The sequence below is a fragment of the Haloarcula amylolytica JCM 13557 genome (assembly GCF_000336615.1).
Taxonomy (GTDB): domain Archaea; phylum Halobacteriota; class Halobacteria; order Halobacteriales; family Haloarculaceae; genus Haloarcula; species Haloarcula amylolytica.
In genome coordinates this window covers 1-14,393 of record NZ_AOLW01000019.1, presented here as the reverse complement: position 1 = coordinate 14,393, position 14,393 = coordinate 1, and the positions used below count along the sequence as shown (strand labels likewise).

Genomic DNA, 14,393 nt, shown 5'->3' with positions numbered 1-14,393 from the left:
CGACCGGAGCTTCACATGAGCACGTTCGTCCATCTCATCGCGGACTACGGCCCGTCAGACCCGGCCTTTTCGGAGGTCGTCCACCGCCTCACCGCCGCGGACCCGACTATCTCCGTCCAGTCGACCGAAATCCAGCCGTTCTCCACGGTCGCCACGGGGTTCTGGATCGCACAACTCGGCGTCCACAACCCCGCGTTCGACGACCTGCTTATCTACTCGAACACCGCACCACGAACCACGGAGTCAACGCCTGAGCGGGCCGACACCGGCGGGGCGCTGTGCTATCTCGAACTGGACAACGGCGTCCCCGTCGTCGCCGTCGACGCCGGCTACAACCTCTCGTTTATCGCCGACTGCGCGACGACGTTCCGCGAAATCGAGCTCCCGGCCGACACCGGCCAGTTCCGGTCGCGGGACGTGTTCCCGCGCCGCGTTGCCGAAATCGCAAGCGGCAATCGCTCTTCGCTCGGGGCGGAGCGCTCACTCGACGACGTCCCGGCCCCGCCCGAGTCCGTGGTCTGTCACGTCGACGGCTACGGGAACGTCAAGACCTCGATTCGAGCCTCGGAGTTCGAACCCGGTAGTGACACAGTCGCTGTCGAACTTAACGGCGCATCCCGAGAGGTCGTCGTCAGGGACGCTGTATCGGACGTTCCGGAGGGGTCCCTCGCTATCGTCCCGGGGTCGGCTGGAGGTGGCGACCCGTATCAGGAGCTGTTCTTGCGCGGCGGCTCCGCGGCATCGGCCTTCGGTACCCCGGAGCCCGGAGATAGTCTCTCTATACGGGCGGAATAGAGCTGAGATCGACCTCCGCTACGACGGTCCTCGCGGCGCGAAGCGGGGCATAGAACTGGTCCGGTCGGCGTGCCAGCGGCTCACCACCCTTCGGGGAGTTTATTAGCGCCGTGGGCCACGACACACCTAATGAGTGGCGAGCAGGAACTCGGCATAACCGAGAGCAAGGAGCATTCACCCGGCGAGTGGTACGCCGAGGTCGTCCAGAAGGCCGGCCTCGCGGACTACGCCCCCATGGGCGGGTTCATCGTCACGCGCCCACGCGGCTACGCCATCTGGGAGCGTATCCAGAACAACCTCGACGGCTGGTTCAAGGACACCGGCGTTCAGAACGCCTACTTCCCGCTGTTTATTCCCGAGAGCTATCTGGAGAAGGAGAAAGACGTCGTCGAGGGGTTCGACCCCGAGGTCGCGTGGGTGACCCACGGCGGCCACGAGGAACTCGAAGAGCGCCTCGCCGTTCGGCCCACCAGTGAGTCCATCATCGCGCCGTTTATGGCCCAGTGGACCCGCTCGCATCGGGACCTCCCGATGCGGCTGAATCAGTGGTGTTCCGTCGTCCGGTGGGAGGCCACCGAGACGAAGCCGTTCTTCCGAACCAAGGAGTTCCTCTGGCAGGAGGGCCACACCGCCCACGCCGACGAGGACGGCGCGTGGGAGGAGACGATGACCCGCCTGGACCAGTACGCGCGCCTCTACGAGGAGGTCATGGCGATGCCGCCGCTGAAGGGCCGCAAGCCCGAGCACGACAAGTTCCCCGGGGCACACACCACGACGACTATCGAGACGCTAATGCCGGACGGGAAGACTGTGCAGGCCGCCACCTCCCACTACCTGGGGACCTCCTTTGGCGAGGCGTTCGACATCACCTACGCCGACGCCGACGAGGAAGAAAACACGGCCCACACGACCTCCTGGGGGCTGTCCTGGCGTGCAATGGGCGCGCTCATCATGACCCACTCCGACGACCAGGGGCTCGTGCTCCCGCCCGCGCTCGCACCCGATCAGGTCGTCGTCGTCCCCATCTGGCAGGAGGACAACAAGGACGAAGTCATCGACTACGCCGCCGACCTCGCTGCCGAACTGGACGAGGCCGGCGTCCGCGTCGAACTCGACGACCGCGAGCACCGCAATCCCGGCTTCAAGTACAACGAGCACGAACTACACGGCGTTCCTCTCCGAATCGAAATCGGTCCCCACGAGGTCGAGGACGGGGAAGCCACGCTGGTCCACCGGCCCGACGGTGAGAACGCGACCGTCGACCGCGAGGGCATCGCCGACACCGTTACCGACCACCTCGACACTGTCCACGCCAAGCTGTACGCCGACGCCGAGGAGACGCTGGAGGGCGAAATCCGCGAGGCTGAGTCCCGTGAGGAGATTCTGGGCACTATCGGCCAGCACGGCGGCTACGTGAAGTGCGGCTGGTGTGGCGACGCGGACTGCGAGGAACCGATCAAAGACGCTATCGCGGCCGAAATCGTGATGGTTCCCCTCGACCGCGACGAGGAGCCGATCCACGACGACTGCGCCATCTGCGGTGAGGACGCCGAGGAGACGGCGTACTTCGCGAAGAGCTACTGAGAAGGCGGGTGCTTACTCCGGTATCCGGTCCAGAAACGCGCCGGCTTCGGCCCGGCCCGTTTCCATGAGGTCCTCGATGAACCGAGGGTCGCGGTCGCGCTTCGAAGCTGCTGTCAGCTTTTCATCGAGTCCCAGTCGCCGTATCTCGATGTGTTTGAAATCGTCCGGGAGATACCCCTTTTCGACCCATTCGTTGACCTTCCGGACGAAGAACAGCTCCTGATTCAGCGAGAGATTCCCCGATAGTTCCTGCCGGCGGTCGGTGATCTCCGCAAGCGATGTCGGGCGGTCGTCGCGGGTCTGTGGCTCGATCTGGATGACCCAGATCTCGTCCGGTTTCGGTCGGTCGCTGGTCAGGAACTCCCGGATCGGTGGGTTCTGTGAGAACAGGCCGTCCCAGTGCCAGTGGCCGTTCAGTTCGACGGCTTTGTACAGCAGCGGGAACGCGGCCGAGGCCAGCACCGTCCTCGCTGTGATGGCATCGTCGGTGAACGTCTCGAACACGCCGCTGTTGACGTTGACCGTGCCGACGGTCACATGTGGTGGTGCCTCGTCGGCGAGACTGTCGAACTCGTCGAACTCGATGTGGCGGTCGAGCAGCGATAGGAACCAGTCGTGGCCGACTGCTCCTGGCGTCGCGTAGGGCGAGATGTCGGCCGCAGGGACCATGAGATTCTGTAGTCGCTTGCGCCAGACGAGCGACTCGTTCAGCAGGACTGAGGGCGGTGTCGTGGCGGCGACGTCACGCCAGACGTCTCCCAGCAGTTTCTCGGCGTCGTCGGGGCCATCACTGAGCAGTCCGTACCAGGCCGTGACCGCACAGAGCGCGCCACCGGAAGTACCACTCAACCCCACGAGATTGTACTCGTCGTCGACAGTTGGCAGGAGTCGTTGCAGCACACCGGCGGTAAACGCACTGTGGCTGCCGCCGCCCTGACAGGCGATGGCGACGCTGGGTCCATGACCAGACATGGTTTAATTCATATACGAGGGGCTTGCATAGATAGTTGCCGGCCCACCGATACTGCCGGCTGTGAGCCGGTGAAGTGTCTTGCCACCTCTGGGTAGCGGGCATCTTCACTAACACAGCCGGCAGTATGAAGGAAGGATGGGGTCGGGGAGCGTGTGACATTTTCCTCCGTGCCCCCGATGACCACTGCTGTCTCTATGTATATAAATCGCCGTCAGACTACAGTCATACAAACGCCAAACGGCGAACAGATACCGTCGTGGGAACCGTGGATGTATCGCCCATTCTGGGTCATCAGCGGTGGGCCGACAGCCCCGACGTGATCGACCAGTCGGGGTGCGGCGTCGGGGAGACAGTGGGCGACTGATTGGGTGGTGCATTCGTCGTCGCGAGCGCGGAATATTAAGACCTTATATATTTCTCTGCATCGCTGCAATCGGTAAATATCCGGAACCAACACGGTTATACCTCGCCCTATGTTATCGGCTGTCATGGACGACGTGTTTGTCGGACGAATTATGTCATCGCCTGTCACCACTGTTGCTGCTGACGCGAACGCGAAAGCGGTCGCCAAGCGGATGCTCGACGAGAACATCAGCTCTGTTGTTGTCGTCGACGCTGACGGAGCGTTGTTGGGGATTCTCACCTCCACGGATTTCGTCGAAATCGCCGCAGAAGGTGGCGATACGACGGCGTTAGACGTGTCTGACTTCATGACGACGGAGCCGGTTACAGTAACGGCAAACGACCCCATCGAGGCGGCCGCAAGCCTGATGCTGGACCACAGTGTCCACCACCTTCCTGTCGTCGATGAGACGGAAGGAGTCGTCGGAATGTTGACGACGACTGACATGACGGCCTACGTTTCGGGTATCGAGCAGTCATCCGCTCCTGTGCTCGGCTGAACAGCGTGTGAACCGCCAGCCTGCGGACGACCGTTTATAAACCATGATACAGCCCCAACAATCGTTATAAATATATACTCCCTAATGTGGGGTTAAACAACACTAATACCATTAGGATTACCCTCTTATAGTGGCATCCCCAGTCGTGAAACACATGGTTGAGCGACAGACAGGTCTCTCTGCAGGTGACGCCGGGCTTGCAGATCCCACGGACGAACGGTCGAACTGTGGCGTCGGGGTCGTCATGGACCTCGACGGCCAGAGCGACCACTGGGTTGTATCGGACGGACTCGAACTCCTCGACAACCTCGAACATCGAGGGACGACAGGAGCCGAGCAAGATACGGGCGACGGAGCGGGCATCATGCTCCAGATCCCCCACGAGTTTTTCGCTGCCGAAGTCGACGCCGACCTGCCGCCTGCCGGCGAATACGCCGTTGGCACGCTCTTTCTCCCGAAAGACGACGAGGTCGCCGGGAGTCTGAAGGACCTCGTCGAGACGGAACTCGCCGCGGAGGGCCTCGATGTCCTCGACTGGCGCGACGTTCCCACGGACAACAGCGACTTGGGCGCAACGGCGCTCGAATCGGAGCCCGCCATCGTCCAGTTTTTCGTCACCTCCGCGACGGGCGAGACCGGCGACGCCTTCGAGAACCAACTGTATATCGGCCGCCGGTCGCTCGAAAACACCGTCAAGGAAGAGAAACCGCCGGGCCACGAGCGCTTCTACGTCGTCTCGCTCGCCACCGACGTAGTGGTGTACAAAGGCCTGCTCAAGGCCGAACAGCTCGAAGACTACTACCTTGACCTCGAAGACGAGCGGCTGCAGTCCACGTTCGCGATGGTCCACGCCCGCTTCTCGACGAACACGCTGGGCGCGTGGCACCTTGCCCACCCCTACCGCCGTGTCATCCACAACGGCGAGTTCAACACGATTCAGGGGAACATCAACTGGATGCGCGCTCGGGAGACCGATATCCAGAGCGACGAGTTTGAGGGCGACTTAGAGAAGATCAAACCGATCATCGACGATCCCGAGCAGTCAGACACTGCGAGCGTCGACAACGCGCTCGAACTCCTGCTTCAGGGCGGCCGCGACCTCCCCCACGCCCTCCGGATGCTCATCCCCGAAGCCTGGCGCGGCGAGATGAACGACGTGACCGGCGACCGGCGCGACTTCTATGACTACCACGCCTCGCTGGTCGAGCCCTGGGACGGCCCGGCGCTCGTCGCAGCCACCGACGGCGACCGCATCGGTGCCGTGCTGGACCGGAACGGGCTGCGCCCGTGCCGCTACGACGTGCTGGAGGACAACACGCTCGTGATGTCCTCGGAAGCCGGCGCGCTGGAACACGACGCGAGCGAGATTCGGGAACGCGGCCGGCTCCAGCCCGGACAGTGTTTCCTCGCCGACCCCGAAGAGGGGCGTGTCATCCCCGACGAGGAAGTGTTCGACGACATCACGGACGACAAGTACGGCGAGTGGGTCGCCGAGGAACAGGTCGCCCTCGACGAGGTCGCCGACCGCGAAGACAACGAGCCACAGGACCCCGCGGACGCCCTCCGGAGCCACCAGGCCATGTACGGCTACACGTACGACGAGGTCGACCACCTCATCGAGCCGATGGCCGAGAAGGGGAAAGACCCCGTCGGCTCCATGGGCGACGACACGCCGCTGTCGGTCCTCTCGCAGTTCAACCGCCCGCTGTTTACCTACTTCAAGCAGCTGTTCGCCCAGGTGACGAACCCGCCGCTCGACTACATCCGCGAGGAACTGGTCACCTCGCTGGAGTCCCGGCTGGGCTTCCAGCGCAACATGCTCGACGAGAGCCAAGATCACGCCCGCCAACTCGTCCTCGACTCGCCGATCCTCACCGACGAGGAGACGGCGTCGATCAAGGACCTGGACGCGAACGACATGTCCACGAAGGTCATCGACATCACCTACGAGTCGGGTGGCGACCTTCGGCAGGCCGTCGAAGACGTGCGGGCCGAAGCCGACGCCGCTGCCAAAGAGCACGACATCCTTGTGCTCTCGGACCGCGCGGCCAGCGAGGACCGCGTCCCGATTCCCAGCCTGCTGGCCGTCGGCGGCGTCCACCACCACCTCGTCCGCAACGGCCTCCGCAACCACGTCGGCATCGTCGTCGAGTCCGGCGACCCGCGAGCCGTCCATCACTTCGCGACGCTCATCGGCTACGGGGCCGGCGCGGTCAACCCCTACCTGGCCTACCAAACCATCGAGGACTTGGTGGCCGGCCCGGACGGCGCGGACCTCGCCGACGCCATCGACGCCTACATCACCGCTGTCGAGGACGGCCTCCTGAAGACGATGGCCAAGATGGGTATCTCCACGGTCGAGTCCTACCAGGGTGCTCAGATCTTCGAGGCCGTCGGCCTCTCCTCGGACTTCATCGCCGAGTACTTCGAGGGGACGACCTGCCGAACCGAAGGTATCGGCATCGAGGAAATCGAGGACGACCTCTCCCAGCGCCACGAGGTGGCCTGGAGCGAGGAGGAGCCCGACATGCCCCGCCAGGGCGAGTACGAGTTCCGCTCGAACGGCATCCACCACCAGTGGAACCCCAACACGGTCGGCAAGATTCAACAGGCCGTCCGCATGGGCGACTACGACACGTACAAGGAGTTCGCCGAGCTGGTCAACGACCAGAACGAGGAGCTCCAGACGCTGCGCGGCCTGCTCGAGTTCGACTCCGACCGCGAGTCCATCCCCATCGAGGAGGTCGAGCCGGTCGAAGACATCGTCGAGCGCTTCGAGACCGCGGCGATGTCGCTCGGATCGCTGTCGCCCGAGATGCACGAGAACAACGCCATCGCGATGAACCGGCTCGGGGCCAACGCCAACACCGGCGAGGGCGGCGAGCCGCCCGAGCGCTTCGACACCGAAAAGGAGTGTACGACCAAGCAGGTCGCCTCCGGTCGCTTCGGCGTCACCTCGGATTACCTCGCGTCGGCCGACGAGCTCCAGATCAAGATGGCCCAGGGCTCCAAGCCCGGCGAGGGCGGTCACCTGCCCGGCAAGAAGGTCAACGAGATGATCGCCCACGTCCGCTACGCGACGCCGGGCGTCGGCCTGATCTCGCCGCCGCCGCTGCACGACATCTACTCCATCGAGGACCTCAAGCAGCTCATTCACGACCTCAAGGCGTCGAACCCCGAGGCCGACATCAACGTCAAACTGGTCTCCGAGGACGGCATCGGGACCATCGCGGCCGGCGTCGCCAAGGCCAACGCCGACGTGGTCCACATCTCGGGCCACGACGGCGGGACCGGCGCGTCGCCCAAGACCTCGATCAAGAACGCCGGCCTCCCGTGGGAGCTCGGTGTTTCGGAGGCCAACCAGATGCTCCGGGCGACCGGCCTGCGCTCGCGCATCAAGGTGACCACCGACGGCGGCATGAAGACCGGCCGCGACGTGGCCGTGGCCGCCCTGCTCGGTGCCGAGGGGTACACCTTCGGGACCGCTTCGATGGTCACCTCCGGCTGCGTGATGGCCCGACAGTGCCACGAGAACACCTGCCCGGTCGGCATCGCCACGCAGAACGAGAACCTCCGTGAGCGGTTCCCCGGTGAGCCACAGCACGTCGTCAACTACATGACGTTCGTGGCACAGGAACTGCGGGAGATTATGGCCGAACTCGGCTTCGAGACGGTCGACGAGATGATCGGCCGACCGAGCGTGCTGGCACAGCGCGACGACGTGTCCCAGCCGAAGGCCCAGAAGCTCGACCTCTCGGGAGTCATCGCGGAGCCGGCCGACAACGACGGCCGCTACAAGCAGGAGGAACAGACCCACGAGGTCGACGAACAGCTCGACTGGGACCTCATCGACGCAGCCGAGGACGCCATCTACGACGGTGATCCGGTCGCTATCGACACCGAGATCAACAACGTCAACCGTGCGGTCGGGGCAACCCTCTCGAACCGCATCTCCCGCGAGCACGGCGGCGACGGCCTCGCCGACGACACTATCCGGGTGGACTTCGACGGCACGGCCGGCCAGTCCTTCGGCGCGTTCCTCGCACAGGGCGTGACGATGGAGCTGACCGGGACGGCCAATGACTACGTCGGCAAGGGCCTCTCCGGCGGGAAGCTGATCCTGAACACGCCGGACAACGCTCCCTTCGACCCGGCGGAGAACATCGTCATCGGCAACGTCGCGCTGTACGGCGCGACCCAGGGCGAAGCCTACGTCAACGGCATGGCCGGCGAGCGCTTCGCCGTCCGCAACTCCGGGGTCAAGGGCGTCGTCGAGGGCGTCGGCGACCACGGCTGTGAGTACATGACCGGCGGCGCTATCGTCGTGCTGGGCGAGACGGGCAAGAACTTCGCGGCCGGGATGTCCGGCGGCGTCGCCTACGTCTACGACCCCGACGGCGAGTTCGCCGAGAAGGCAAACACCGGCATGGTGTCGCTGTCCGACACCCTCGAAGGGAAGGACCGCCAGATGATCACCCGACTCGTCGAGAACCACGCCGCCTACACCGACTCCGACCGCGCGGCGGAACTGCTCGATGACTGGGACGCCGAAGTGGAGCACTTCACGAAGGTGATGCCCGACGCCTACGCCGAGGTCATCGCCGACCGCGAGCGCGACGACGTGCGCAACGAGCCGCCGGCCAAGGCCGCACCGAGTGCCGAAGCCGCCGAAGCCGACTTCGCCGCCTCGACAGACGACTGAGACGATAGCCTCGTCATTGCGGCGGGGAGCCGACTCGGACGTGCCGTTTTTTGATGCCGCCGGGACAGACACAGCTATGGACAGCGTCCTTGTCATCGGCGGCGGCAGGTTCATCGGTCGACACACGGTCACCGAGTTCCGCGACGCGGGCTACGACGTGACGATGCTCACCCGCGGCCAGCGCTCGAATCCGTTCGCGAACTCCGATGTCACTCACATCAAGGGCGACCGGAACGAGCGGGACACACTCGAAACCGCCCGCAAGCAGATCGATCCCGACGTAGTCGTCGACTGCGTAGCGTATTTCCCGCGGGATGTCCGGGTGGCGACCGACGTGTTTGCCGACGTCGACGCGTACGTGTATATCTCAAGTGGCGCGGCCTACGGCGTCGAACGGACGCCCAAGCGGGAGGGAGAGACGCCGCTTGCGGGCTGTACTGCCGAGCAGGCCACAACCGACAGCGCGGAGACCTACGGGCCGCGGAAGGCCGAGGGTGACCGCGAGGTGTTCGCCGCCGCGGAGGACGGTGTGCGTGCGATGAGCGTCCGACCGACAGTCGTGTACGGCCCCCACGACTACACCGAGCGGTTCGCTTACTGGGTCGACCGCGTGGCCGAGTACGACCGAATCGTCGTTCCCAGCGACGGCCTCAGTCTGTGGCAGATGGCCTACGTCGAGGACGTGGCGAGCGCGCTTCGCCTCGTCGCGGAGCGAGGGACGGCCGGCGAGGCGTACAACGTCGGCGACGAGCACGCGCCGACGCTCCGGCAGTGGATCGGTCTGCTCGCCAAGGTCCACGAGACGGACGTCGAGACCATCGGTGTCGGCGAGCGTGAACTCGCGGCGGCGGGACTGGACTCCGACGACTTCCCCATCTACCGCGACTCGCCGCATCTGCTGTCGACGGCGAAGCTCCGTGACCTGGGCTGGTCGTCGACGCCCCACGAGACGGCGCTGGCCGTGACCGTCGCCGAACATCGGGAGAACGACCGAACCGGTCGGGAGTTCGGACCTGACCGGGACACGGAAGCGACGCTCATCGACCGCTTGACCGAGTGACAACTACGCCCGGCGGAGCGTCGTGTGCTTGACCTCGTAGTCCTCTAAGAACGCGCCGTATCCGCCGACGGTGATGCGGCCTTGTCCGGTGTCGACGACCAGCGAGTTCTCGAAGCCGAAATCGCTGTTGTGTGGCTCGACGAGATTCTGTCGGATATCGACCACCGTGCCGGATATCACTTCGAAATCGTCATCCGAGCCTGTCGGTCGCGCGTACAGGTCTGCGACGACGGACTTCCCGGCCCGGAGCGCGAGCGTGGTCGTGAACACGACGGGACGGAACATGTCGTACCGGGCCGGAAGCGATGGCGGCCGCGAAAGGAGGACCTCCTCGCCTATCGGCCAGTAATTGCCCAGGTAGGAACCGACTAACACCGCCGCGACCGCCTCCTGCGTGAACGTGATCGCGTTCGTCTCGTCGTGGTCCCAACTGAGCATCGTCGACGGCGAGACGAACCCGCGCTGCTGGTCCGTCGCAAGCAACGAGGGCGCGCCGTCGAGGCCGAGACGGACGGCGTTGGCGACCTCCTCCAGTTCAAGTTCTATCGTTGCCGGGTCGTAACTCGACAGCGTCAGGAGCACGAGGATGCCCCGCTTGCGGGCGCGGCGGAGCGTGTCGCGGATATCTGGGAGTCGGCGGGCCGGGACCTGGAGCACGACTTCGCACTCGGCGGCGTCGATGTGTTGTTCCAGCCGTTTGACGATAGTCGGTCTGGATTTGACCACCTCGAAGGCGTTGTCGTCGGACGAGGTGTCCTCGTACCGGGTCTGTACCGCTGCCTCCAGCGTGTCGAGTTCGCGTTTCAGCGCGCCGAATGCCTCCGACGGGGGCGTCGCACGGATGACCGTCGGCGTCCGGTGGTCGTCGACGGTGACGAAGCCGTCCGCGGCCAGCGAATCACAGATGTCGTACACGTAGCTCTTGGAGACCCCTGCCGTCTCGGCCACCGTCCGGGCCGTTGCCGGTCCCGTTTCGACGACGGCGAGGTACGTATCGGCCGCTGTTTCGGAGAGGCCGTACTGCTGGAGTCGGTCCCGGACGGCCGCGTTGGGTTGGCGTGTGGAGTCAGGCATAACTGTCCCGCTCAAACCGTGTTAGCTGGCTTCGTGTCATTGGATCGCTGTTTCAGATAATATCACTGAGCATATATAATGATTCGTGGGCGTGCGAGCGGGCCGGCGTGTGTCTGTACGTGATGGTGCTCCACAGCACGGGGAGCACCGGCAGAGCGGGACCGCGGCGGCCTGGTCAGGAACGGTGCCGAACCTCGTCGAGCAGGTCGACGACGTCTTCCATGGTGGGGTCGCGGCTGGTGTTGTCGCCGTTGCCATTTCCGTTCCCGTTGTTGCCGTTGTTTCCGCTCCCGTTCCCATTGCCCCGACCGGGGTTGCCCCCTGACCCGTTCGGGAGGCCCGGAACGGGGTCCGGTTCGGTGATGCTCGCCGTGTTCTGGACGGTGAGCGTGGTCGTCGGGCCGTCCTGACCGACAGTGAGTTCGTACTCGCCGGCTTCGACGACCTTCGGCCCGACTCCGAGCACGTCACCGGGGACGACTTCCAGCGCCGTCAGGTCAGCGGTCACGTCCACCGTGGCTGACTCGCCGGAATCCAGCGAGACGCGCTCGTAGCCGAGCAGGCGGCGCTTCGGCTGGAGCACCGAGCCGTAGGACTGGGTGTTGAACACCTCGACGATGTGTTCGCCGGGCATGTCGCCGGTGTTCGTCACCTCGACGCCGACGGTCACCTCGGACTGATTGGCCGGGTTGCCGACGGTCGGCTGTGTGACCGAGACGCTCCCGTACTCGAAGTCAGTGTAGGAGAGGCCGTGGCCGTACTCGTAGATCGCAGTGTTGTCCGTTCCGCCAGTCGACGTCGGCTCGTAGCGGTTGTACTGCACGGGCGTCGTGCCGACGTTCTCGGGCCAGCTGAACGGGAGCTTGCCCGAGGGGTTGTACTCGCCGACCATCGTCTCGGCGATGGCGACCCCGCCGTCGCTGCCGGGCTGGCCGGCAAACAGGAGGGCGTCGAGCCGGCTGAACGTCTCCGGGGACCCCCGCGGCGCGCCGGCGAGCATGACGCCGATGATCGGCGTCGAATCGTCGGCGGACGCGACGACGGTGTCCAGAAGCGCTTGCTGGGACTCGTCGAGTACCAGTTCGTCACGGTCGCCGAAGCCCTCGTTGTGGGTTCCCTCGCCGAGAACGACGACGACGGCGTCGGACTCGGGGGCCGCTGACTCGACCTGTGATCGCTGCTCGTCGGTGAAGTCGAAGTTGCCGTTCTCGTCGCTTTGCTGGTTCTCGCCGTCGCCTTCTCCGGCCCACCAGGTGGTGTTCTCGTACGAGGTTGGGACGTGCGTGAGACTGCCGACGCGAGCGCCCAGTTCGTCTTCGAGGAGGTTCTGGCGCGGGTACGGGCCGCCGGCGCTGGCCCCCTGCCAGCCGAGCGTCCAGCCGCCGTGTTGCATCAGCGCGCGGGTGTTGTTGCCGTCGCCGTCGACGCCGGGCCCGGTCAGCAGGACGTTCTCGTCGCCGGACAGCGGGAGCGTGTCGTCGTCGTTTTTCAGGAGGACCAGCGACTCCTTTGCCATCGTCTCAGCGGTCTCCTGTGCGCCGCCGAGCACGTTCCCGATGCGGGACTCGTCGACCGTCGGCTGTTCGAACAGGCCGAGGTCAGCCTTCAGTTCAAGACTCCGCCGAACAGCCTCGTCGATGCGCTCCATGGGAATCGCGCCGTCCTCGACGAGTCCGACGACGGTGTCGATGAACTGGACCGGTCCCGGCGCGTCGCCGCCGTTGCCGATCATGTACATGTCGACGCCGGCATTGATCGCCATCTCCGTCGCCGTCTCGAAGTCCGGCGCGTAGTCGTGGTTCGTGATCATCCGGTTGAGGTCGTCCCAGTCCGAGACGACCATCCCCTCGTAGCCGTAGGTGTCCCGGAGCAGCGTCGTCAACAGCCAGTGGGAGGCGTGGGCCGGAACTCCGTTTATCGACCCGCTGTTGACCATCACCGTCCCGGGCTCGGACTCCAGTGCCTCCCGGTACGGCGGGAGGATGTTCGTCCGGAGGTCACGCAGCGACGTCGAGGCCGGTGCGCGGTCGTTGCCGTTGTTCGGGACCGAGTAGGCCGCGAAGTGTTTGACACACGCCGTCAGCCGGTCGTCGTCCTCGAGCGCTCGCGCTCGTACCCGCGAGACATCCGCTTCGAGTTTCGGGTCCTCGCTGATGCCCTCGAAGAAGCGCCCCCACCGGGGGTCCCGCTGGAGGTCCGTCGTCGGCGCGAACGTCCAGTGTGCGCCCATCGACGCCGTTGCGTCGCTCGTGTGGCGTTCAGCCTCTGCAATCAGGCTCAGGTCTCGCGTCGCACCCATGTTCAGCCGCTGGGGGAACACCGTTGCCCCCTCCAGCAGGCCGTTCCCGTGTGTCGCGTCGACGCCGTAGAGGAACGGGATGTCGTGGTCGGCGTTCGTCAGGTTGTACTCCTGTAGGGCGTTGATTCCCTGGACTACGGCGTTGGCGTCGAAACTCGGCGGCTCGGCCCCACCGGAGAGGATCGACCCGACGCCGAGTTCGCTGAAGTACTCGCCGACCGTGTCGACCCCGAAGCTGTCGGGGACGTTCGATTCCTCCGGCTCCGCCTCGAAGGAGCTGATCGCGACCTGTGTCATCTGGGCCGCTTTCTGTTCCAGTGTGAGGTCGCCGACGAGCGAATCGACGTCCGGTTGCGCCGCGGCGGTCCCAACACCTGCGCCGGTTGCGGCCGCTGCCGTGGCCACACCGGTCGCTTTCAGAAATGTCCGCCGAGACGCCCGCATACCGTCGTCAGTCGTGTCATGTGGCATGACAGGCACACCCAAACAGTGATGTTAATAATTGTTTTTGGAAAACTGGCGTGTGATTGTTGTCAAAAGATTTCGGTTACCGCACAGTCGGACCGCCAGTTGCACCTAAACTGTTTTCACGCGTGCCCGGAGACAGGCAACCATGTTCGAGAAACGCACCTGGATCCGCCTCCCCCGGAACGTCGTGGTCGGGCACGGCGTCCTCGGCCGGACAATCGAGGCCGTGAGCGAGCTCCACCTGACCGGGCGGCCGCTCATCGTCTCCAGTCCGACGCCGCACAAGGTCGCGGGCGAGAAAGTGGTCGCACAGTTCGAGGACGAGGGGTACGACCCATCCGAGATCGTCATCGAGGAGGCCAGTTTCGACGCCGTCCAGCAGGTCATCGACCACGCGTCGGAGATCGACGCGGGCTTCCTACTGGGCGTCGGCGGCGGGAAAGCCATCGACATCACGAAGATGGCAGCCGACGACCTCGGGCTGGGGTTCGTCTCGGTGCCGACGGCGGCGAGCCACGACGGCATCGTCTCGGGCC

9 protein-coding genes are annotated in these 14,393 nt (G+C 65.0%); 6 read left to right on the top strand and 3 right to left on the bottom strand.

Going from position 1 to position 14,393, the window contains the following annotated elements; genetic code table 11:
* The first annotated feature begins 15 nt into the window (after positions 1–15).
* Positions 16–795 (top strand): SAM hydrolase/SAM-dependent halogenase family protein, encoded by a 780-nt coding sequence (locus C442_RS10435; protein WP_008310231.1) that lies wholly within the window; start codon positions 16–18, stop codon positions 793–795.
* Between the two features lie 129 nt (positions 796–924).
* Complete coding sequence (gene proS / locus C442_RS10430) at positions 925–2,379, top strand: proline--tRNA ligase (protein ID WP_008310230.1); 1,455 nt, start codon at positions 925–927, stop codon at positions 2,377–2,379.
* Positions 2,380–2,391: 12 nt separating this feature from the next.
* Here proS and C442_RS10425 read toward each other — a convergent pair whose 3' ends face one another.
* On the bottom strand, positions 2,392–3,351 hold the full coding sequence (locus C442_RS10425; protein ID WP_049942938.1) for a patatin-like phospholipase family protein: 960 nt from the start codon (positions 3,349–3,351) through the stop codon (positions 2,392–2,394).
* 489 nt (positions 3,352–3,840) lie between these two features.
* Here C442_RS10425 and C442_RS10420 point away from each other — a divergent pair, with 489 nt between their 5' ends.
* The 3 genes from C442_RS10420 to C442_RS10410 all read left to right on the top strand — a co-directional run bounded on the left by C442_RS10420 (position 3,841) and on the right by C442_RS10410 (position 10,016).
* Positions 3,841–4,254: a CBS domain-containing protein gene (locus C442_RS10420; protein WP_049942937.1), complete on the top strand. Its 414-nt coding sequence runs from the start codon at positions 3,841–3,843 to the stop codon at positions 4,252–4,254.
* A gap of 154 nt (positions 4,255–4,408) precedes the next feature.
* Positions 4,409–8,956 carry a glutamate synthase large subunit gene (gene gltB, locus C442_RS10415; RefSeq protein ID WP_008310227.1) on the top strand — a complete coding sequence of 1,516 codons (4,548 nt, stop codon included), beginning with the start codon at positions 4,409–4,411 and terminating at the stop codon, positions 8,954–8,956.
* A 76-nt stretch (positions 8,957–9,032) separates the two neighbouring features.
* The gene (locus C442_RS10410; protein WP_008310226.1) at positions 9,033–10,016 is read left to right on the top strand and encodes an NAD-dependent epimerase/dehydratase family protein; all 984 of its coding nucleotides are present in this window, start codon (positions 9,033–9,035) and stop codon (positions 10,014–10,016) included.
* Positions 10,017–10,019: 3 nt separating this feature from the next.
* Here C442_RS10410 and C442_RS10405 read toward each other — a convergent pair whose 3' ends face one another.
* Positions 10,020–11,090 (bottom strand): TrmB family transcriptional regulator, encoded by a 1,071-nt coding sequence (locus C442_RS10405; protein ID WP_008310224.1) that lies wholly within the window; start codon positions 11,088–11,090, stop codon positions 10,020–10,022.
* Positions 11,091–11,265: 175 nt separating this feature from the next.
* Complete coding sequence (locus C442_RS10400; protein ID WP_008310222.1) at positions 11,266–13,860, bottom strand: glycoside hydrolase family 3 protein; 2,595 nt, start codon at positions 13,858–13,860, stop codon at positions 11,266–11,268.
* A gap of 142 nt (positions 13,861–14,002) precedes the next feature.
* Between C442_RS10400 and C442_RS10395 the strand changes: the two genes are divergently transcribed.
* The coding region (locus tag C442_RS10395) for an iron-containing alcohol dehydrogenase (RefSeq protein ID WP_008310220.1) at positions 14,003–14,393 on the top strand (391 nt) is incomplete at its 3' end.